At 58.4% G+C, this 19,764-nt stretch carries 22 protein-coding genes; 4 read left to right on the top strand and 18 right to left on the bottom strand.

Annotated elements, in window-relative coordinates:
- Positions 1–9: 9 nt before the first annotated feature.
- From EL26_RS11645 to EL26_RS11660, 4 genes are all read right to left on the bottom strand, one after another.
- A complete protein-coding gene (locus tag EL26_RS11645) occupies positions 10–1,101 on the bottom strand; it encodes a tetratricopeptide repeat protein (protein WP_038088634.1) in 1,092 nt (363 codons plus the stop codon).
- Positions 1,102–1,298: 197 nt separating this feature from the next.
- On the bottom strand, positions 1,299–1,937 hold the full coding sequence (locus tag EL26_RS11650) for a YktB family protein (RefSeq protein WP_038088636.1): 639 nt from the start codon (positions 1,935–1,937) through the stop codon (positions 1,299–1,301).
- A gap of 40 nt (positions 1,938–1,977) precedes the next feature.
- Entirely contained in the window at positions 1,978–2,928 is a 951-nt protein-coding gene (locus tag EL26_RS11655) for a D-2-hydroxyacid dehydrogenase (protein WP_038088639.1), read from the bottom strand.
- 34 nt (positions 2,929–2,962) lie between these two features.
- A complete protein-coding gene (locus EL26_RS11660) occupies positions 2,963–3,460 on the bottom strand; it encodes a mismatch-specific DNA-glycosylase (RefSeq protein ID WP_038088642.1) in 498 nt (165 codons plus the stop codon).
- Positions 3,461–3,601: 141 nt separating this feature from the next.
- Between EL26_RS11660 and EL26_RS11665 the strand changes: the two genes are divergently transcribed.
- The 3 genes from EL26_RS11665 to EL26_RS11675 are packed head-to-tail and all read left to right on the top strand — an operon-like array spanning position 3,602 to position 5,908.
- Positions 3,602–4,792, top strand: coding sequence for an FAD-dependent oxidoreductase (locus EL26_RS11665; protein WP_052036281.1), 1,191 nt, complete (start codon positions 3,602–3,604; stop codon positions 4,790–4,792).
- 6 nt (positions 4,793–4,798) lie between these two features.
- Positions 4,799–5,518, top strand: a complete 720-nt coding sequence (locus EL26_RS11670; protein ID WP_052036282.1) for a TetR/AcrR family transcriptional regulator C-terminal domain-containing protein — start codon at positions 4,799–4,801, stop codon at positions 5,516–5,518.
- Positions 5,519–5,578: 60 nt separating this feature from the next.
- A complete protein-coding gene (locus EL26_RS11675; RefSeq protein ID WP_038088645.1) occupies positions 5,579–5,908 on the top strand; it encodes a cupin domain-containing protein in 330 nt (109 codons plus the stop codon).
- A 74-nt stretch (positions 5,909–5,982) separates the two neighbouring features.
- On the opposite strand, the gene EL26_RS11680 is transcribed toward EL26_RS11675, so the two are convergent.
- The 11 genes from EL26_RS11680 to EL26_RS11730 form a co-directional block, all read right to left on the bottom strand.
- On the bottom strand, positions 5,983–6,345 hold the full coding sequence (locus EL26_RS11680) for a hypothetical protein (RefSeq protein WP_038088647.1): 363 nt from the start codon (positions 6,343–6,345) through the stop codon (positions 5,983–5,985).
- 87 nt (positions 6,346–6,432) lie between these two features.
- Positions 6,433–7,428 carry a biotin synthase BioB gene (bioB, locus tag EL26_RS11685; RefSeq protein WP_038088649.1) on the bottom strand — a complete coding sequence of 332 codons (996 nt, stop codon included), beginning with the start codon at positions 7,426–7,428 and terminating at the stop codon, positions 6,433–6,435.
- Positions 7,429–7,476: 48 nt separating this feature from the next.
- Entirely contained in the window at positions 7,477–8,181 is a 705-nt protein-coding gene (gene bioD, locus EL26_RS11690) for a dethiobiotin synthase (protein WP_038088652.1), read from the bottom strand.
- Between the two features lie 53 nt (positions 8,182–8,234).
- Positions 8,235–9,485, bottom strand: a complete 1,251-nt coding sequence (locus EL26_RS11695; protein WP_038088656.1) for an aminotransferase class I/II-fold pyridoxal phosphate-dependent enzyme — start codon at positions 9,483–9,485, stop codon at positions 8,235–8,237.
- Positions 9,475–10,869 (bottom strand): adenosylmethionine--8-amino-7-oxononanoate transaminase, encoded by a 1,395-nt coding sequence (gene bioA, locus EL26_RS11700; RefSeq protein WP_052036283.1) that lies wholly within the window; start codon positions 10,867–10,869, stop codon positions 9,475–9,477. The genes EL26_RS11695 and bioA overlap by 11 nt, the downstream gene beginning before the upstream one ends.
- Positions 10,859–11,653 (bottom strand): 6-carboxyhexanoate--CoA ligase, encoded by a 795-nt coding sequence (locus EL26_RS11705; RefSeq protein WP_081857148.1) that lies wholly within the window; start codon positions 11,651–11,653, stop codon positions 10,859–10,861. The genes bioA and EL26_RS11705 overlap by 11 nt, the downstream gene beginning before the upstream one ends.
- Before the next feature lie 127 nt (positions 11,654–11,780).
- Positions 11,781–12,362 carry an MgtC/SapB family protein gene (locus tag EL26_RS11710; protein ID WP_052036284.1) on the bottom strand — a complete coding sequence of 194 codons (582 nt, stop codon included), beginning with the start codon at positions 12,360–12,362 and terminating at the stop codon, positions 11,781–11,783.
- 204 nt (positions 12,363–12,566) lie between these two features.
- Positions 12,567–12,827, bottom strand: a complete 261-nt coding sequence (locus tag EL26_RS11715) for a helix-turn-helix domain-containing protein (RefSeq protein WP_038088661.1) — start codon at positions 12,825–12,827, stop codon at positions 12,567–12,569.
- Positions 12,824–13,417, bottom strand: coding sequence for a sigma factor-like helix-turn-helix DNA-binding protein (locus EL26_RS11720; protein WP_038088663.1), 594 nt, complete (start codon positions 13,415–13,417; stop codon positions 12,824–12,826). Before EL26_RS11720 ends, EL26_RS11715 begins: the two co-directional genes overlap by 4 nt.
- Before the next feature lie 193 nt (positions 13,418–13,610).
- Positions 13,611–14,078, bottom strand: a complete 468-nt coding sequence (locus tag EL26_RS23745; protein ID WP_052036285.1) for a ferritin-like domain-containing protein — start codon at positions 14,076–14,078, stop codon at positions 13,611–13,613.
- Positions 14,079–14,158: 80 nt separating this feature from the next.
- Positions 14,159–14,959, bottom strand: a complete 801-nt coding sequence (locus tag EL26_RS11730; RefSeq protein ID WP_038088665.1) for a Cof-type HAD-IIB family hydrolase — start codon at positions 14,957–14,959, stop codon at positions 14,159–14,161.
- Between the two features lie 236 nt (positions 14,960–15,195).
- Here EL26_RS11730 and EL26_RS11735 point away from each other — a divergent pair, with 236 nt between their 5' ends.
- On the top strand, positions 15,196–15,756 hold the full coding sequence (locus EL26_RS11735; RefSeq protein ID WP_038088668.1) for an RsfA family transcriptional regulator: 561 nt from the start codon (positions 15,196–15,198) through the stop codon (positions 15,754–15,756).
- Positions 15,757–15,890: 134 nt separating this feature from the next.
- On the opposite strand, the gene EL26_RS23750 is transcribed toward EL26_RS11735, so the two are convergent.
- The 3 genes from EL26_RS23750 to EL26_RS11750 all read right to left on the bottom strand — a co-directional run.
- Positions 15,891–17,417: an S-layer homology domain-containing protein gene (locus EL26_RS23750; protein WP_052036286.1), complete on the bottom strand. Its 1,527-nt coding sequence runs from the start codon at positions 17,415–17,417 to the stop codon at positions 15,891–15,893.
- Positions 17,401–18,141, bottom strand: a complete 741-nt coding sequence (locus tag EL26_RS11745; protein ID WP_038088671.1) for an ECF transporter S component — start codon at positions 18,139–18,141, stop codon at positions 17,401–17,403. The genes EL26_RS23750 and EL26_RS11745 overlap by 17 nt, the downstream gene beginning before the upstream one ends.
- Positions 18,138–19,764: ABC transporter ATP-binding protein (locus EL26_RS11750; protein WP_152559252.1), on the bottom strand; the 1,627-nt coding region annotated here is incomplete at its 5' end. The genes EL26_RS11750 and EL26_RS11745, both read right to left, overlap by 4 nt.

Consider the following 19,764-nt stretch of genomic DNA (forward strand, 5'->3'; position numbering starts at 1 on the left):
ATTCCTCCCTCAACTTTGGTTTTGGACTGCTTTGCTGCCATACTGCCCGGCCAGATCATCACGACCGACCTGTCGAAAGTACTCGGACACTTTGTGTATCAGCATGATCACTTGATGTTTGACGGTCACACTTTCTCGCAGGTGTGCAGCACGAGTTGCCACCACTTCCAGCTCGGAAGTCCTCCCGAGCGCAAACAGAATCGTGGCCCAACAATCTAAGGAAGTCACTTCTTGGTCGTAGAGTCTGTGTTGGTGGCACAAAGGAAACGCTTGGGTGACGTAGCGCAGGGCAGCATGCCAATCCGACCGACTGATAAAGTATTCGGCGATGGAGAGCAGCGTGTTGACCTGTCCAGCGTGATCTTGGGTCCGTTTTTTGATTTCCAGCGACATTCGCCATGCGGCGACCGCTTCTTCCGTTCGTCCCCAATCCCTCATCAATTCCGCATAATTGTGCCAAGCGCGCGCGAGGTGGAAATAATCTCTGTGCTGCTCCAGCCCGTCACGCGAACTCGTGAGATACCTGAATGATTCTTCGAACCGCTTGAGCGATTTGAGGTTGGTGCCGATCATGAACTCGACGATGCTCGCCCGGTGTGTCTCTCCTAAGCTATGGAACTGTTTGAGAGCTTCCACCGCGTACTGAAGCGCCGATTCGTAGTGCCCCAGTTGGTTTTGCACCATCGAGAGGTTTTGCCAGAGCACCGGCAGATCAAGCGAACCGGGAGTGGTCGGGATCATCCCTTCGACCTCTTGGAGAATTTGCAGCGCGTCTTGGTACATGCCAAGCCGGATGTACACTCGGCCTTTGGAGCGCATCACGCGCAGTTGGGTGACAGAATCGGCGGTGCCGTCTTGCGCTTCCAACCACCAGTGATACCAAGAGAGTGCGAGCCAGAAATGTTGGACTTTCTCCAACAGCTCGGCGATGCGAAGACCTAGAGGGAAGTCGTTGGTCTGCCGTACGAGCTTCTCCCAATCGGCGATCACGTCGCCGATCATTTCGAGAGCTTCTTCCGGTTGAGACTCCACCAATGGCTCCAGCTTCTGCAGTTCTTGGTGCAACTCTTCAATCGTCCGAACAGGTACGGTTGACTCCACGCTGTTTCCTCCTCCTCTTCTCAAAGTGGTTCTGTGACTCTTACTATAGGACGACGTCACGTAGACTTCAATAGATATTCTAAAACTATTAATTTATACGACGAAGGTTCTTAGGTTTCGCTTACATTCGACAAATCATCCGACAAAAAAGACACCGTCACGCACTTGGACGGTGTCTCGAAATTCCTCAACTTGCTTTAGGCTTGCACGGTGGAAAACGCCAACTGATACAGCGGAGCCAGCGTCCGGAACGTCTCCGTCGCCTTCGCCGTGAACGCTTCCGGCGACAGTTGAATCGCTTCGTCGCGGGGGATTTTGATGCCGATCATCACTTCGCCGTTCTTCTGATTCGCCAGTCGACGGGCGATGCGCTCATAATCCTCCTGCTCCATTTCCGACATGACCATCCCGCTTGGGTTCATGTGGTCCGGGTACCAGAGATAATGGTTCGGAATCTGTTTTTTGATCTCGTCCAAATTCTCGATCATCTGCTCGGCGAACACGCCCTTCATGGGAGATTCGTAGATGAGGCCGAACTGGACGAACGCGTGCGTTTGCCACGCGCCGATCTGAAAGTGCGGGTACATCTTATACCCTTTTTTGTTCTTGCTCCACGCCACCCAGGAGTCGTGCGGCGGGTTGGTGGTGCGGCGGGCGTGCTTGGCGACATGAGCGAACATCTCGTCGCCGGTCAACTCCGACAGAATCGGGACAAAGTCTTCGCCCAGTTGGGTCAGTTTGACGCGCAAATGGGCAATCAACGCCTCCATGCGCGGCTCCAACCCCTCGATGGCGAACAGGTCAAAGTCTTGAGGTTCAAAGCCGGTAAACTTCATGGTGTCACTCCTTCGGTGTGCTGGATCTGCTTGCCTCGGCTCAATAGCCTTTCTTCGTGTCGATGACGTTGATCATCTCGCCGGCGCCAGTGGTGAAGACGCGCAAGTTGTGCTGGAAGATCTCTTGCGCCCGCTCCATGTACTTCGGCGAGCGGGAAGACAAGTGCGGCGTGACCACGACGTTGTCCAAACCCCAGAACGGATGCGATTGCGGCAGCGGTTCTTCGACAAAAACATCCAAGCCCGCCCCGCGGATTTTCTGTTCACGCAGCGCTTGCAGCAGCGCGTCTTCGTCGACCACTTGCCCGCGGGCGATGTTGATCAGAACGGCCGATTCCTTCATCAGCCCGATTTCGCGCGCGCCGATCATGCCCTTGGTTTGTTCGGTAAGCGGAACGATGACGACGACGTAGTCACTGCGCTTCAACACTTCGTCGAGGCCGTCGGCGTCAAACATCTCGTCGACGCCCTCCACTTCCCGCTTGCTCGCCGTCATGCCGAGGACGTGCATGTCGAACGCTTTGGCTTTGCGGGCGATCTCGGAGCCGATCGCTCCCGCGCCGATGATGCCAAGCGTCTGGCCCGCCAGTTCGTCGATGCGGATCGTGCGGTCCCAGAGCTGTTTCGTTTGGTTTTGATAGAGGGTGACGAAGCGGCGGGAGAACATCAAGATCATCCCGAGCGTGTATTCGGACATCGGGCCTTTGTGGATGCCCTTGGCGTTGGTGACGAGGATGTTCTGCTCGTCGATCTCCGGGAACGGCATCAGTTCAAGGCCGGCGGAGATCACCATGATCCATTTGAGGTTCGTGCAGCGCTTGATGTGCTCCGGGGTGAGGTCTTCACCGTATGTAATCAGAATCTCAGCGTCCGGCAAGTCTTGGAACGCTGCTTCGATGTTTTGGAAAACGCGAACGTCGAGGTCGGGGGCGATTTCCCGAATCGCCGCCAAGTGGCGGTCGCTGACGGGACAGGTGGTGAGCAGAACCACGGAGTTCATCTCCTTTGTGTGTTACATTTTCTCTTCATTCTATCAGTTTTTTGAGTTCTTGGTAGATCGCCAGAAGTTCCGGGTACGGCATGCGGACGAGTCCGCTGGAAGAGGGCGCGACGAAATCGAGCACGCCGTCGACGGTGGACTGAGGTTGCACGCCCCAGAGGATGTTTTTCCGCAACGCGTATTGTTCGTAGACGCCCTTGCCGACGAAGCAGGCGATCTTCGGGCGGTATGTCCGCAGTTTTTCCGCCAGCAACTTCCGTCCTTCGGCGTACTCGTCCTTGGTGATCTCGTCGGCGCGGCGCGTCGGGCGGGCGACGATGTTGGTGAAGCCGTATCCGACGGAGAGCAGATCATGGTCTTCCGTCGGGCTCATGCGCCGCTCGGTCAGCCCCGCTTCGTGGAGCAGCTTCCAAAAGCGGTTGTTCTTGCCTGCGTAATTATGCCCGACTTCGCCTGAGCGAAGCGAAGGGTTGTAGCCGATAAATAAGATTTGCAAATCTGGAGCCAAAGAGTCAGGAATCATGAAATGCCTCCTCACGACTCAAAAATAACACACTTTGTTTGCCGAGCCAAACGAACATCGTTCTTTACGAACACCGTTCGTTCGTGGTATAACAGTCACATGAACGAACACCGTTCGTCAATCTGGAAGGGAGTGTATCACATGTCGACCTTATCGAAACAGAAACGCATTGCCATCATCGGCGCAGGTCCCGGCGGGCTGATGTTGGCTTTGCTTTTGCAACGCCGCGGGCTTCAACCTGTCGTGTACGAACGGGCGCCCCATGACCTGAACGCTGAGAGCGGGGGATCGTTGGACATTCACGAAGAATCCGGGCAGAAAGCCCTCCGAGATGCAGGATTGTACGAGAAGTTTTCGGAACTTGCCCGTTATGGGGATCAAGATTTCCGTGTCTTGGACAATAGCGGAACCTTTTACATTGACGAGACCGCTGACGACGAAAACCCTGGGGACCGCCCGGAAATCGACCGCGGCATCCTGAGCAAGTTGATCCTCGAGTCCCTCGACACCTCTTGCATTCGGTACGGACATCAACTGGAAGAAGCGGTGCCGCTCGACAACGGGTCGACGCAATTGAGGTTTGCCAACGGGGCTGTCGAGGAAGTCGATTTACTGGTGGGAGCAGACGGCGCGTTCTCCCGTGTTCGCGCCTTGCTCTCCGACACCGAAGTCGAATACAGTGGAGTTACGATGGTGGAGCTGCACATTCCAGAGGCGGCTAAAACGCATCCCGATCTCGCGGAATTCAACAAGCGCGGAAAGATGTTCGCCATGGGAGATCACAAATGCATCATCGGACAACTCAACGGAGACGGACGCATTCGGGTCTATGTCAGCTTGCAGGTACAGCAAGATTGGCTGGAGACTTGCGGCATCCCATTTGATCAACCGACCGAAGCCAAACGCCGTCTGTTGGACTTGTTCCACGACTGGGACGAACGAGTGAAAAACTACATCCGCTGTGCGGAAGACACGATTTTGCCGCGACGAATCTACATGCTTCCGATCGGCTATACGTGGGAACGCCGTCCGGGCGTGACGCTGATCGGAGACGCGGCTCACCTCATGTCGCCGTTTGCGGGCGAAGGCGTGAACCTCGCCCTGCTCGATGCGGCGGAGCTGGCGAATGCGATCCACGAACAGAAAACGATCGCCGAGGCAGTCGCTTCTTATGAGCAGAACATGTACGCATACTCGTCCGAGAAAGCCCGTCAGTCAGATGAGAGCCTCAGACTGTGCTTCTCCGACAATGCCGCCGCAAAACTCAGCGAGATGATGTCTCAATTTGAAGAAACGCCGCCGATTGTCGAAGGTCCGGCCGACGTGTTATAAGGAAGTATGATGAATACCAACCGTACCGTTGTAAGTCGCCGATCACGACCGGCGAAGGAGCCGCTCAGTCATGAGTTGATCGTACAAACTGCCTACCGCTTACTCAAGGACGAAGGCATGTCGGGAATGAGTATGCGCAAAGTGGCCAAAGCGCTGGATACGGGGCCTTCCTCCCTGTACGTCTACGTCAAAAATCTGCAAGAATTAAGCGCGTTCGTGCTCGATCACGGGATGGGTGAATTGCGCTATCCCGATGGCGCAGGAGTACCTTGGCAGGAGCGGTTGTTTGACGTATTGACCGCGTATCTGCACTTGTTGTTTGAGCATCCCGGCCTCGCGGAGTTAGCTCTCACCACTCTCCCGATGGGAGAACACTCGCTTCGGTTGACCGAGACGATTCTCTCCGCCTTGGCGGAGGGAGGCATCCGCACGACGGCTGCGGCCTGGGGAGTGGACTTGATTCTGTTCTACGTCTCCTCTGTTGCCTTTGAACATGTCTCTTGGAAAAAACAAGGCACCGACCAGTTGGCCTCCATCAAAGCCTCTTACCAGTCCGCCGATCCCGCCCGATATCCGCAGATTACGGCGCTGGGAGAAACCCTGTTCTCCGGAGACACGTCGACACAGGATCGTTTTCGCTGGGGACTTCAGGTGATTCTACAGGGAATTTTGCAGACACAAAACGAAAAAGGAGCAGAGCATCATGAACGACAAAACGGTTCATAATGCCCGTCACTTCTGCAAACACTACCGTCACAGGCTTTTTTTGAAGGAGGATGGACCGTTATGAACCGCGCGGAAACTGTATTCAACAACCCTGCATTTGAAGAGCAAGGAGTCGGCAAAGTGAACAATTTCACCGGAGCCGACTTGACCACCAACACATACTACTTCCGTCCGGGACAAGCCATGAACTACCAAGGCACCCGTCCGGGCGATCAAGTGTATGTCTGTCTCTCCGGCTCCGGCCAGTTCCACCTCAACAACGGCACCGAAGAAGTGGTCGATGTGGCACCCGGCTCGATCATGTACGTCCCGACGGGCGTTTCCTGCCGCATCGTCAACAGCGGGGCGGGCGAGATGATCTGCACCGAAGTCTGCCATCCGCAGCAGTAATTGAATCAAACGCATGTCCGATGCGAAAAAACCGACGCCCTTCGCTTGAAGGGGTCGGTTTTTGATGTCGCGGGTTAGGCGAGGTATTTTTTCAAGATGTTCGGGAGGTCGACCCGGAACTTCGAGTTGGCAAACACCTCGTCGCATCCGGCTTCCGTTGCCGCTTCGTGAGCCTCCACATCCACGTGAGGTCCGTAAGCGAGCACAGGAATTCCGGCTGCTTTCGCTTTGGCGACCGCTTCTTTCCAACCCGGTTGCACAGCCGTCAGATCCAAGATGATCAACGACGGGTGAATGTCCAGCTTCTCCTCCAGTTCCTCATTCGACGACACAAGAGTCACAAGCCCGCCCATCGTGCTTGCCACTTCACCGATTCTCGTCGAGAACATCAGGTTGGTGACCAGCCCCAAGACCGTTTTAATCGCTTTAGCTTCCATGTGCACTCTCCTTTCTTCCTCCGAAGATATGGTAACACTCTTAGACTAGACTATACGAAGGGCAGATGCAAGTCTGTTACCCGTCGATTACAACGCGCATTCTTCGATTTCAAAGCCCAAGTCGGAAATCATGCCCCAGTCTGCCGTCGGTTCTTGCCCTTGCGTGGTCAGATAGTCGCCGACGAAGATCGAGTTTGCCGCGTACAGGCCGAGCGATTGCAGAGAGCGCAAGTTGATTTCGCGGCCGCCGGAGAGACGGATCTCCTTGGTCGGGTTGACGAAGCGGAACATCGCGACCGCTTTCAGGCATTTGCGCGGGTTGAGGTGTTGGACGCCCTCCAGCGGCGTGCCGTCGATCGAGTTCAAGAAGTTGACCGGGATGGAGTCGACGTCGAGCGCTTTGATGGAGAACGCCACGTTGACAAGTTCTTGCTCCGATTCGCCCATGCCCATGATCACGCCGGAGCACGGCGACATGCCGGACGCTTTGACTTTTTGCACGGTGTCGACGCGGTCGTCGTAGGTGTGCGTGGAGCAGATGTTCTCATAGTTCGATTGGTCGGTGTTCAAGTTGTGGTTGTAGCGGTGCACGCCCGCGTCGGCGAGTTTGCCCGCGTGCGTTTCGCTGAGGAAGCCGAGGCAGGCGCAAATCTTCAGTTGGGTGGTTTCGCGGATTTCTTTGATCGCTTCGATCACGCCGTCCAGTTCGTTGTCGGACGGGCGGCGGCCCGATGCGACGATGCAGTACGTGCCCGCTTTGCGGTTAATCGCTTCTCGGGCGCCGGCGAGGATCGATTCTTTGTTGAGCATCGCGTATTTTTCCACCGGTGTATTGGCGACGATCGATTGCGAGCAGTAGCCGCAGTCTTCCGGGCAGAGGCCGGACTTGGCGTTGATGATCATGTTCAATTTGACTTTGTTGCCGTAGTAGTGCTTGCGGATGATGTAAGCGGCGTGCATGATGTCGAGCAGGTCTTCGTCCGGCGCTTGCAGCAGCGCGAGCGCTTCTTCCTTGGTGAGTTGGTGGCCTGCGAGCACTCCATGCGCGAGTTCGCGGTAGTTGATTTGGGTGGTTGTGGTCATGGTTTTTGGACTCCTCTCAATTTAGAACGAATGATGGTGTGTCGGCGATCAATCTCCGCCGAAGAGAAACCGCGCCAGCCGGTCGATGTCGACACGGCGCTCGACCGTTTCGCGGATGAGTTCGGGAGTTGGCGCGTCGCCGAGCCACGGGACGGCTCCGAGAATCGGGACTCCTGCGTATTCCTCGATGTACGCGGCGTTGAACGGCTCGCTCATTTCGGCATCCGGTCGCCCGCCGCCGGAGAGAATCACGCCGACGACGCGCAGGCCGCACTGTTCGGCGAAGCGGACGGTGAGCACGGTGTGGTTGACGGTGCCAAGTCCGGCGCGTGCGATGATCAGAACGGGATCGCCCAGTTCGCGGGCGAGGTCGACGACGCGGGTGTCGGACGTGAGCGGGACGGCGATTCCCCCCGCGCCTTCGATCAGCCAGTGGTCGTGCAGCGGTTTGATTTCCTCAAACTTGGAAAGCAAGTCGCGGCGGAAGAGATTCACGCCCGCGCGCTCAGCCGCCAAGCGCGGAGCGAGCGGTTCCGCGAACGCCCAGCCGCAAATCTGCTCGGGGGTGTCGGGAAGCAGGCCGAGCGTTTTCAGCCGCATCGCGTCGCCCGCCGGGTCGTGCGCCAATTCGCCGGACTGCATCGGCTTCCAGCAGCCCGCATCCAGACCTCGCTCGCGCAAAGCATGCGCGATGCCGCCGGTGATCAGCGTTTTGCCGACCCCCGTGTCGGTGGCGGTGATGAACAGAGACATGTCTCTCGCCTCCTCTTGATGATGGTAAAAAAGAAACTTTCCCTCATGGGCTTCTACAGCGCGTGTGTGGAGAGCGCTTGGCGCGCGTTCGTGAAGGCATCTGTGATGGTGCCGACGTCTTCATCCGTATGCGCCGCCGTGAGCGTCAGGCGAATACGGGACGTGCCTGCTGGCACGGTGGGCGGGCGGATGGCGGGAGCGAACACGCCTTGGGCCTCCAGTTCGCGGGCGAACGCGACCGCACGGTCTGCTTCGCCCAGCACGACGCCGAGAATCGGGGTCTCGCCCGGCAACACGTCAAAGCCCGCCGCCAGCATTTCGTTTCGCAAACGCGTTGCCCGGCGCAACAAGCTCTCGCGGCGCTCCGGTTCGCTTTGCACGATCTGCAACGCCGCCAAGACCGCGCCGATCACAGCCGGACTCTGCGCCGTGGAAAAAATGAACGGTCGCGCCCGGTTGATCAGAAACTCGATCATCTCCCGACTCCCCGCGATGTACCCGCCCTCGGCACCCAGCGCTTTCGACATCGTGCCCATCTGCACCGCCACGCGATGTTGACAGCCGAAGTGATCGGCCGTGCCCGCGCCCTTGGCGCCCAAAACGCCCGTGGCGTGTGCATCGTCGACCATCACGTCCGCGCCCCAGCGCTCCGCAAGATCGCAGATGTCAGGCAACGGCGCGATGTCTCCGTCCATCGAGAAGACACCGTCCGTGACGATCAAGATCCGGCGATACCGTCCCTGAGAACCGCGCGTAGAGTCCCCTTCATCAAGGGCGGTAGCTCCGGTGAGCTCCTCACGTGTGGACATGCTCCCTTCACGCGCCGAAGATACTTTTTTTTCAAGATCATCGAGGTCGCAATGCTCATACACCTGCACCTCCGCACGGGAGAGGCGTGCGCCGTCGATCAGGCTGGCGTGGTTGAGGCGGTCGCTCAGAATCAAATCTCCCGCCCCGACCAGCGCGGTCAGCGCGGCGACGTTCGCCATGTACCCGGTGTTGAACAGCACCGCCGCCTCCGTGCCTTTAAACGCCGCCAACTCGCGCTCCAGACTCTCGTGCAACGCCGTGTTGCCCGTCGTCAACCGCGACCCGCCCGACCCCGTGCCGAAGCGGCGGATCGCTTCCATCGCCGTCTCCTGCAACAGCGGATGATCCGCCAAGCCCAGATAATTGTTCGACGCGCACATCAGCATCTCGCGCCCTTCCACCCGCACCGTCCGCGACGACGCGCTTTCCATCCGCCGCAAACTCCGATACAGCCCCGCCTCGCGAATGCCCTCCAACTCGCGCTTAAAGTCCATACGGCAACTTCTCCGAACGCACGCGCACGCCGCGCTCCGTGATGTCCGCAATCGCTTCATACAGGATGTCGATCATCGCGTCCAACTCTTCCACCGTCGAAGCCAGCGGCGGCATGAACACCACCACGTTGCCGAGCGGACGGATGATCATGCCCAACTCGCAGGCGCGGCGGGAGACGATCAGCCCGATCTTATCCCCGAACTCATACTCTTCCTTCGTCTCGCGGTCCCGCACCAACTCAATTCCGATCATCAACCCGCGCTGGCGAATATCCCCGACATGCTTCAACTCGCGGAACTTCTCCAACTTGGCCGCCGCATGCTCCGATTTCAAAGCCACGTTGCGCACCAAGTCGTTTTTTTCAAAAAGCTCAAAGTTCGCCAGCGCCGCCGCACACCCCAACTGGTTCCCGGCAAACGAATGCCCGTGGAAAAACGTCTTCGCGCTCTCGTAACTCCCGAGAAACGCGTCGTACACCTCATCGGTCGTCACCGTCGCCGCCACCGGCAGATAGCCGCCGGTCAAGCCTTTGCCCATGCACATGATGTCGGGCGACACGCCGTCGTACTCGCAGGCGAACATCTTGCCCGTGCGGCCGAACCCCGTGGCAACTTCGTCGCAGATCATCAGCACGTCATGCTTCGTACACAACTCGCGCAGGCGGGCGAGAAACCCGTGCGGCATCGTGATGATGCCGGACGCTCCTTGGACGATCGGTTCAATGATGAACCCGGCGATCTCGGAACTTTTCTCTTCCAATAATTGTTCCACTTGCTGCAGGCAGGCGAACGCGCAAGTCGACAGCTCTTCTCCCAGCGGGCAGCGGTAGCAGTACGGATACTCCACGCGGTAGGACTGGAACAACAGTTTCGAGTACGCTTTGTGGTAGAGGTCGATCGCCCCGACGGAAACGGCGCCGATCGTGTCTCCGTGGTACGCGTTGTTCATCGTGACGAACGCCTGCTTCTCCGGCCGGCCCCGATGCTGCCAATATTGGAACGCCATCTTGATGGCGATCTCCACCGACGTGGCGCCGGAGTCGGAATAGAAGACTTTTTCCAAACCGGGCGGTGTCAAGTTGGCGATTCTCTCCGCGACCAAGATCGCCGGGACGTTCGCCATGCCGAGAATCGTCGAGTGCGCGATCTTGCCCAGTTGCGCCGTGATCGCGTCATTCAACTCCGGCACGTTGTGCCCGTGCACGTTCAGCCAGATCGACGAAACGCCGTCGTAAAACTCGCGGCCCGTCACGTCGCGCAACTTCACGCCGTCACCCGACTCGATGATCACAGGCAGGTCTTCGTTGTACCCCTGCATTTGCGTAAACGAATTCCACAGATGCTTGCGGCTCTTCTCTGCCAACTCTTGATACTCATACGTCATGACGCTTCTTCTCCTCTCTTCTCAGCAACACCGGCGTCTGCAACGCCGTTTCATATTCCTCGACAGTCGAAATCCCTCTGACAAAAAACACCCTGCCTCCAAGCGGGCTCCCCCGCTCTTTCAAAAACGGAATCCGCACATACCCGTGCCGCTTCGACGCCACGTATCCTGTGACATAGCCAGGATCGTCCGACCAGCAAAGTTCGGCGACCGTGCCCGGCGTCTGCACCACTTTCGTCGCCAGCGCCAACGCTTCCGCCACGCGCTCGTTGGCGATCCCGAGGTGCCGCACTTCGTCTTGCCAAGCGGGCAACTCGTCCGGATGCCAGTCGATGCGCGACACGCGAACTCCGCGCGCCGGGTCGCTTTCCAGCCGCTCGCCCGTGTCGGCGTCCATCACGATCGCCCCGCGCATCGCGCCGCCGTCCGGAGCCGGTCCTTGCGCAAGCCACGCAACCGCACGCAACGCCGCCTCGCGGGAAATCCCCGCTTCCGCCAAAATCTCAACGGCAACGCTGCGGCCCTCTTCCAGATCGCGCACGTCGCGCTTGGAAATCGGCAGCGCCGACAGACTCCGCACGGCTTCCTGCGGCACGCGCTCCACCGTTACGCAGAGAAAGTCGGGCTCTCCCTTCTCGTGCAGGAGCGCGCGCCGGACGAGCTCTTGCACCCGGAACTCCACTTCGGAAGGAGGCACCAAGCGCTCTCCGCCGGAGATATGCGAGCCGCCCGCTTCATGCGGCCCGCCCGCCGCCGCCCGCATTCGCACACTAAACCATTCCATGCGTTTCCCAACCTCCGTTCGTTTGTCAACCAAACAAAGCACAAGGTTAACAATCGCTTTTCCAAGTGTACCACGCCTTGCCAAACAAAAAAAGAGTGTGCCGCTTCATGCGACACACTCTTACTTTTTACTCTTTGCAATCCTTCCGCCGTTCCCTCGGTTGATCCGGACTGTCTTCATCGCCCATATGATCGTTCGGCTCGTTCATGCCGGTATCCGCCGAGCCCCATCTGCGGAACAAGCGCGGGAACAGATGGTGCGCGTCGAGAATCACGAACACCAGCAACGAAGACAGCAGACCGCTCAGATACATGCCGGCACCGATCATCAAACCGATCGCCGCCGCCACCCACAGCCCGGCGGCGGTGGTCAAGCCGCGAACGAATCCGCTCTTGTCTTTGATGATCGTGCCCGCCCCGAGAAAACCGACGCCCGCGACGACTTGTGCCGCCACGCGGCCGGGGTCCATCGTCGGACCGATCGTCGGAAACCCGAACTCCGACGCCAACGCATACATGCACGATCCGAGGCAGACCAACGAATACGTGCGAAAGCCAGCGCCCGTCGCACTTCCGGTGTGGGAGGCTTTTAAATTTCGCTCGCGTTCCATCCCCATGATCGCACCGGCAATAAACGCGATGATCAACCGCACCGCGACGATGTCGATCACGGACAACTCTTTCAACAAATCCTGCCAGATGGCCGTCACCCTGCTCCCTCCCTGCCTCTATATTTACAAAATCTTAACAAAACTTCGGATAATGACCTCTATTATACAACCCGCTCTCAGGTCTTTCAATGACATACCTCTATGCATATTCAACAACCTCCCGTTCATCCACCAAAAGTAGTCCCAAAAACAGCCCGCAAAAAAAGCGCCCCGACCCCACCCCCGGTCGAGACGCATCACGTTTCATTTGGAGCGGCGGCGGGTTTTCTCCCATTCCCGCTCCACAAGTTCCATGAATCCATACGGCAACTCCTCTCGATAAGAACGAACCAGCACGATCAGCCGCATCACCAATTCTTGCTCCAGGTCATGCGCGTCTCTCTCGGCTGCTTGGCGCGTGTACTTTTTGATCAAGGGACGAAAGCGTTCCACGATCTCCGCCAGCGCGTCCGAGTCCCCTCTCTTGGCGCGCAGAATCAACGAGCGCAACGATTCGTCTTTCATAACCCCACCAACCTCCCGCTCGTCGCCTGCGCCAGTTTCTCGCGCAGAACGGCCAGCGACGCCCGTTTCAGTTTGTTGATCGCCTGCTGGGAAACTCCCAACTCTTGGGCGGCCTCTGCCTCTGTGCGCTCCTTGACGTACAGGAGGTACAGCACCGTCTGCTGCTTGTGCGTCAACCCCTGAATCGCTTCATGCAACGCCGGGTTGCCGGTCAGATCGACCCATTCCTCCGAACTCTCCACGACCGTTTCCTCAACCGACAGCCCCGGGTCTTCCAAGAGCTCAATGCGCTCCCGGCTGCCCGATTCGTCGCCAAGCGGCGTGTTCAAGATCAGCGCTTCCTGTCTTTCCTTGGCGCGGCACTTGTTCAAGAGGTGCAGAGCTTCATAATGAATGTGCTTGCGGACAAACCCGAGGAAGCGCATTTCAAAGTAGTGTTCGGCGAATCGCCTTTCCAACTCCAAACGGTCCGCTTCGTTGCGGGTTAAAATCACGTTGGTGAACAGCCTGCGGTTCTCTGCGGACTGCAAGAAGCGGTGCAACAACGGATTGCTGAAAAAAGGCACGACGGGCAACTGTGTGTTCGACATGATGCTCCCTCCCTTTTTTCGAACTTTTCCGACGGTAAACGATCTTTTTAAGCAAATAAGTGTCGGTATACCGTCTAAGTTTTTTATTTATATATACGCCCGTCCCCCTGTTCATTCCTGCTCGTCCGCAAGTTTCCCATAAAAAACGCCCAACTTGCGAAAGTTGGGCGTTTTTTCCAAATAGTTGGGACGTTTACAGTTCCGCTTGGATGTAAGTGAAGCGCTGGGCATGCTCGCTTTCGTCGGTCATGATCTCGAAGAGGATGTCGCGCAGCCACGGCAGCAGGGTGTTCACATACATCGAGCGGTAGAGTTCCGCCGCTTCCAATTCGTCTTCAAACGAGGCGCGCACCCCGGCGTTGAATTGCGTGACCGTCGCCCGCTGCGGCTGCGGCACTTGCGGGTTCTGGCCGGTCAAGGTGTGGTAGACGCGGGTCAGCAGGCGCTCGTGTTTGATTTCGTCGTCGAGCGCGTGCTGGATCATTTTTTTCTGAAACGGGGTGGCGGCGAGCGCGTAGAGGGCGCGGTAGTTCAGTTGCGCTTGGCGTTCGTTGAAGATCGCTTTGAGCGTGCTTTGCAAAAACGCGTTCTGGTCGTGAAACGCCGGGGGACGAGGCGGTTGCGCCGGCTGCGGCATGCGCGCCGGGTAGAATCCGTACATGGTCTTTCCCTCCTTTTTCCCTACAGGGTATTCGCCCAGTTCCTCCCGTGACACAAAAAAACTGCCGTGACCGAATCGGGTCAGAGCAGTTTTTCCAAGACGAACGCGATGCCGTCGTTGTCGTTGGTGTCGGTGATGTGGTTGGCGACATTCTTGAGCATCGGGTTGGCGTTGCCCATCGCCACGCCGTAACCGGCGTACTCGATCATTTCCAAGTCGTTATCTTCGTCGCCAAACGCGATGATGTGCTCGCGCTCGATTCCGAGGGAGTCGGCGATCACTTGAAGGCCGGTCGCTTTGTTCACGCCCGCTTTGACGATTTCGATCACGTGCCACGGCGCGCCCCAGAGGCGGTGTTCGATCACGTCGGCGTGAAATTGAGACAAGTGTTCGCGCAGTTCGTGGACGGTTTCTTTCTGCGGGTAGATCAGCACCGACGTCGGGTGGTCTGTGAGCAAGTCCGGAATGTTCCCGATCCCGAGCGGCGAATGTCCGTCGCCCATGAAGCGAATCAAGTTGTCGTCATGCTGTTTCAGATAATAGTCGTCCTTCACTTCCACGATCACGTTCTCCGCTTGGAACTGTTCGCACACTTGCAAGATGCGAAACGCCGTCTCGCGTTCCATCGGGAAGTGGTGGGTCCCCCAAGTGGTATCGTCGGCATGGTGCACGAGCGCTCCGTTGAAGTTGACCATCGGCGTGGTCAAACCCAGTTCGCGGTAGTATTGCACGCTGGAGCGAAACGGCCGGCCTGTGGCGATGCAAACATGATGGCCCTCAACGACCGCGCGTTGCACCGCACGCTTGGTGCGAGGCGAAATTTGCTTCTCCCGGTTCAAAAGCGTGCCGTCCAGATCCAATGCGATCAGTTTTTTGGTCATGGCGTTTCTCCCCTTCCTGAATCGAAGCCTAAATTATCGAGATGATACCTTAGATGTTCGTTTTCTGTCAAGGAATTCCCTTTTGAAAACTTTTTCTGTGTTTCTGCAAAGAAATGTGTCAGATTGAGCGGACTCTCTCATATGAATGGAGTAGACACCTAAATTTCACGATTGGAAGTGTATCAATCTCCCAACTACGGGACATACAGGTAGTATACGATTTTGGAGGCGATATGATGGAAACAGTTGAACGTTGGACCACCCGCTCAGACGCTTGGACGGCGGATGATGACCGAAAGTTAGCAGAAATTGTTCTGCGTCATATACGCGAAGGCAGCACGCAACTCAATGCGTTTGTGGAATCGGCCAACTTGCTGGGCCGTACACCTGCTGCGTGTGGGTATCGGTGGAACGGTGTCGTCCGCAAGCATTACGAAGACGGCATCAAAGAGGCGAAGACCGCCAAGAAAGAGCGCCTCACCATCCGCCAACAAGCCAAACAGCGTCGGGTGTATGGTCCAGACTTGGATGATACGTCGCTCGACGGCATCATCCGCGCTCTGAAAAACCACGAACGCGAATACTTCAATCTGCAGGAGAAATCCCGCCTCTTGGAGCAGAAAGTGATGGAGATGGAAGTGCAGCTCCAACAACTCGCCGAGGAAAACCACTCGCTTCGCACCGGACAAAACCCCTTGAACGAAGACTCTAAAACCCTGCTTGAAATCATGGATCGGGCGCGCAAGATTCTTGAGTTGGAACAACAAGGAACGGAACAGACGGAACATGCGGAATGAGAGAAAAAGAGAGTCCACTCCCGAGGGTGACGGACTCTCTTTTTTTTGGAAAAATAAACGGTTCCTGCAGAAGCGGTACACTGAGAGTTTTCCTCCGAGGCTGACGGACTCTTTTTTGCCCGCGGGTTTGTCAGTTAGCGGGTTTTCAGTTGGTCGTCGTAGAGTCGGACGAACGAGTAGCCCACTTCCGCACGCGTGGCGGGCTTGTCGACGTTGAAGTTCGGGTAGAGCAGGTTGTGCTCCTTGGCGATCGAGACGTAGCCGTCGTACCAGTTGGTTTTCGGGCGGCTTTGCGCGTCTTGGTCGTATTGCGGGCCGAGCATCCGCACGAGGATCGCCATCACTTCCGCCCCCGTGATCTCGCCGAGCGGGTTGTAGGTGGTCGTCGACGTGCCGTAGACGAGCTTGTGCTTCAGCGCGACGGCGATATACGGGTTCGCCCAGCCGTTAACGTCGACGTCGGAGAATTGCTGGGTCGGCGCGCCCACTTCGTCGTCCAAGTGCGCGCCGGAGACGAGGATCTTCGCGAATTGCTCGCGGGTGACCGGCTCCTTCGTGCCGTACGTGCCGTCGGTGTGACCCACCATCACGCCGAGGTTGGCGAGTTTGATGTCATCGGCGTAGTACGGGTGCGAGAACGGCAAGTCCGGGAACGCCGGCGTCCACGTTGCCGATTTCACGGCGTTCTCGTCGTGGAGTTTTTGGAAGACCGTTTTGTTGTTGAGCAGATCGGAGTATGCCATGACGACGCTCTGCGTGGTCATCGCGTTGGCGTCGCCGCCAAGCGTGTACGCAAACCCGCCGTTGTCGGTGCGAAACGACTTCAAGAAGCTGAACAGGTCGCGGCCGTTCTTGGAGTAGCTTTTCGGGTCGATGCCGTAGGAGATCAACGCTTCCAGCACCGTGGCGGCGGAGTCCGGGTTGTCCGTTGCTTCGTTGGAGAAGCCGCCGCTCGGGTTTTGGATGTTTTTGAGGTAGGTCAGGGCTTTTTGGACGGAGGGGTTGGCGGCGTCCAGACCCAGCGCTTTCATGGCGATCAGAGCAAACGCCGTCGTGTCCGGGTTGGAGCCCGTCCCCGCCGACCAGTTAAAACCGCCGTCGGCGTGCTGTTTGGAAAGCAGATAGTCGCGGGCTTTGTCGGCGTTCGGGATCGCGACCCCTGCCGAGTAGAGCGCGAGAATGCCGTAGATGTGCGCGTTCAGCAGGTCTTCCCCGTCGCCGTAGATGGTGTCGGCAAATTTGCCGTCCGGACGTTGCGAGGAGAGCACGGCTTGGACGAAGTCTTTTTTGCCAAACGCGCGCGGGTTTTGGTTTGCGGCGAGCAGACCGAGCAACGTGCTTTCAAAGTCGGTGGTCGCGTCGCTGAGGTTGACGTTGCGGCGGACTTCCGAATCGCGGTACGTGACGCCGTTCGTGCCGTCTGCGTTGCTCCACTTCGACGCGGTCACAGATTCGCCTGCCGCGTAGAGGGCGACGGACGGCCAGCCGACGGTGTAGTGGAACGAGTTTTTCTGCAGGGCGTCATGGAGGTAGTTCAGAGCGCTGTTGCGCTGATCGGCGATCGAGAGGTCGCCCGCGTTGGCGGTCGCGGCAAGCGCCGGTTGCGCGAACAGACTCAGAGCGAGCAGAGAGACAGCGACGGTCTTAGTTGCGGTTTTCATGAGGCGGCACCTCCAAGGGTTGAAGTGGTTGCAGGGTGGTGACAGTTAGTTTTTTTCGGAACCGCCAGAGAATCGGCAGGAAGCGGCGGGTCAGCAAGAGTGCAAAGATGACGTTCGATGCGGCGTGCGAGATGTCGAAGAGCAGCGAAGAGGTGTTGGTGAGCAGCCACGTTTTGAACGTCAACGGGTAGACGGTGGACAGCCATGTCCAGAGATTCAGGATCCAGCCGAAGAGAAAGCCCCATACGAGGCCGAATGCGGCGAGTTCGTAGGAGGTGACGCGCGGGCCGCGCCATTTGCCGAACAGTCCGGCGCTGGCTCCGGCGAGTCCCCACGCGAGCATCTGCCACGGGGTCCAGCCCCCTTCGCCGAAGTAGATGTTCGACACGACGGCAGCGGTGGCGCCGACCATGAAACCCGCGCGCGGGCCGAACACGTAGCCCGCGAGGATGACGAGATACGTCGTCGGCTTGAAGTTCGGGAACGGCGCGAAGATGATCCGCCCGACGACCGCAAACGCCGCGAGAGACGCGATGACGGCAATCTCCTTGGAAGAGACGTGCGAGCGTTCGTAGCGCAAGTAGAAAAGTCCGAGCCCGAGCAGGAGCAAGACGAGCGACGCAACCGACCAGTTCAGGTCGCCGTCGGGCAGAAGCGTGTACGCGACGTAGACGCCGCCGAGGGCGAGGAGGACGAAAAGCCAAGAAAGCAGTCGGCGTTTCATCGGGAGTCCTCCGCGTTGGAAGTCTGTTGCAAGGCAAGATCGTTCGATGCGGAGCCCAATTGCGTGCCGCGCTGCCCCGATGCGCTGGCGGGCGTTTTTTTCAAAAACTCCGCGCCGTCGCGGATGGTGACGAGACCTTCTTGGACGCCGTGGAAGACGCGTGCCGTCTGCGGGGAGTAGAACAGACCGCGCGTAAGCATCTCTTGCGGAGTGCCTTCCGCGACGACGAGACCGTCGTCCAGCAGCAAGACCCGACCGGCGTACTCCGCGGCAAATTCGATGTCGTGCGTGATCAGCACGACGGTCCCGCCGGCCGCCGTGTACGCCGTCAGCCAATCGCCAAGCCGCTCCTTCTGCCCGAAATCAAGCCCCCGCGTCGGCTCGTCCAACAGCAACGCGTGCGGCTGTTGCACCAATACGGTCATCAGCGCCGCCCGTTGCCGCTCTCCCCCGCTGAGGTCCCGCGGGTTGCGTTCCAGATGCGCCAGAAGTCCCAAACTCTCCGCCACATCCCGCAAGACCCGCTCTCCTTCGTCATCTCCGACCGACAGCCCGACCAGCTTCCGCGAAAACTCGCACTCCTCGCGCAACGTCTCGTGGAACAGATAGTCGCTCGGATTCTGCGACAGATAGCCGAGCTTCCCCGCCAACTCCGCGGGATCGACCTCCCGCAAATCCCGTCCGGCAAAAAACACCCTGCCTTCCTCCGGTTTGGCGAGCGCCGCAAAGTGGCGCAACAGCGTACTTTTTCCCGCGCCGTTCGCTCCGAGCAGGGCGGTGAACTGCCCGCGCCCGATCTTCACGCGCAAGCCTTTCAACACGTCCTGCCCCTCGGGATAGCTGAAATGCACGTCCCGCGCTTCCAGCAACACGTCGGCCGGGTCGAGCTTCCCTCCGCCAAACAGGTTTCGCATCACTTGCGAGAGTTTGGAAGAGAGCCCGCGCCGTTGCTTGGGCTCGTCCGACGCAGACGCCGCTTGCATCGCGCCCTCTTCGCGCCGCACGATCTGCCGCGCTTCCTTCACCGTCAACGGGCGCTCTGCACGACCGCCCTCGACAAACAGCTTCGTCACCGGCACGAGCAATTCCGGGCGTTGATCCGCTGCGAAGCGCGCAAACCCGGTCGGCGACCCGTCGTACTCGATCCGCCCTTGATGCAGCGCCACCACGCGGTCGGCAAGGTGAACGACGCGGTCGAGGCGCTGTTCCACCAGCACGACGGTGAGGCCCAGTTCTTCATTGAGCCGCTTCACCAAATCGAGAATCTCTTGCGCCGCTCCGGGGTCGAGTTGCGACGTCGGCTCATCGAGCAAGAGCACGTCCGGTTGCAACGCCATCACCGAAGCGATGGCGACTTTTTGCTTTTCGCCGCCGGAGAGGTCGGCGGTGCGCTTGTGCCGCAACGGGGCAAGATCGAAGAAATTCAGCACCTCCGCCACGCGGCGGCGCATCTCCGCCGGATGCACTTGTGCGTTCTCCAAGCCGAACGCGATTTCGCGCTCCACTTCCGTCATGACCAACTGCTTCTCCGGGTCTTGAAACACCATGCCGACATGCGCGGCGATGCGGCGGTTGCCGAATTCAGAGAGCAACTTCCCCCGAAAGCGCACCTCCCCGCCGACC

Source organism: Tumebacillus flagellatus (genome assembly GCF_000714935.1).
GTDB classification, from domain to species: domain Bacteria; phylum Bacillota; class Bacilli; order Tumebacillales; family Tumebacillaceae; genus Tumebacillus; species Tumebacillus flagellatus.

Bases quoted from the DNA above. Each gene is read 5' to 3' on its own strand.
- EL26_RS11650 (WP_038088636.1), bottom strand. From the start codon at position 1,937: ATGAAGTTTACCGGCTTTGAACCTCAAGACTTTGACCTGTTCGCCATC.
- EL26_RS11660 (WP_038088642.1), bottom strand. From the start codon at position 3,460: ATGATTCCTGACTCTTTGGCTCCAGATTTGCAAATCTTATTTATCGGC.
- EL26_RS11665 (WP_052036281.1), top strand. From the start codon at position 3,602: ATGTCGACCTTATCGAAACAGAAACGCATTGCCATCATCGGCGCAGGT.
- EL26_RS11670 (WP_052036282.1), top strand. From the start codon at position 4,799: ATGATGAATACCAACCGTACCGTTGTAAGTCGCCGATCACGACCGGCG.
- EL26_RS11675 (WP_038088645.1), top strand. From the start codon at position 5,579: ATGAACCGCGCGGAAACTGTATTCAACAACCCTGCATTTGAAGAGCAA.
- EL26_RS11680 (WP_038088647.1), bottom strand. From the start codon at position 6,345: ATGGAAGCTAAAGCGATTAAAACGGTCTTGGGGCTGGTCACCAACCTG.
- bioB (WP_038088649.1), bottom strand. From the start codon at position 7,428: ATGACCACAACCACCCAAATCAACTACCGCGAACTCGCGCATGGAGTG.
- bioD (WP_038088652.1), bottom strand. From the start codon at position 8,181: ATGTCTCTGTTCATCACCGCCACCGACACGGGGGTCGGCAAAACGCTG.
- EL26_RS11695 (WP_038088656.1), bottom strand. From the start codon at position 9,485: ATGGACTTTAAGCGCGAGTTGGAGGGCATTCGCGAGGCGGGGCTGTAT.
- bioA (WP_052036283.1), bottom strand. From the start codon at position 10,869: ATGACGTATGAGTATCAAGAGTTGGCAGAGAAGAGCCGCAAGCATCTG.
- EL26_RS11705 (WP_081857148.1), bottom strand. From the start codon at position 11,653: ATGGAATGGTTTAGTGTGCGAATGCGGGCGGCGGCGGGCGGGCCGCAT.
- EL26_RS11715 (WP_038088661.1), bottom strand. From the start codon at position 12,827: ATGAAAGACGAATCGTTGCGCTCGTTGATTCTGCGCGCCAAGAGAGGG.
- EL26_RS11720 (WP_038088663.1), bottom strand. From the start codon at position 13,417: ATGTCGAACACACAGTTGCCCGTCGTGCCTTTTTTCAGCAATCCGTTG.
- EL26_RS23745 (WP_052036285.1), bottom strand. From the start codon at position 14,078: ATGTACGGATTCTACCCGGCGCGCATGCCGCAGCCGGCGCAACCGCCT.
- EL26_RS11730 (WP_038088665.1), bottom strand. From the start codon at position 14,959: ATGACCAAAAAACTGATCGCATTGGATCTGGACGGCACGCTTTTGAAC.
- EL26_RS11735 (WP_038088668.1), top strand. From the start codon at position 15,196: ATGGAAACAGTTGAACGTTGGACCACCCGCTCAGACGCTTGGACGGCG.
- EL26_RS23750 (WP_052036286.1), bottom strand. From the start codon at position 17,417: ATGAAAACCGCAACTAAGACCGTCGCTGTCTCTCTGCTCGCTCTGAGT.
- EL26_RS11745 (WP_038088671.1), bottom strand. From the start codon at position 18,141: ATGAAACGCCGACTGCTTTCTTGGCTTTTCGTCCTCCTCGCCCTCGGC.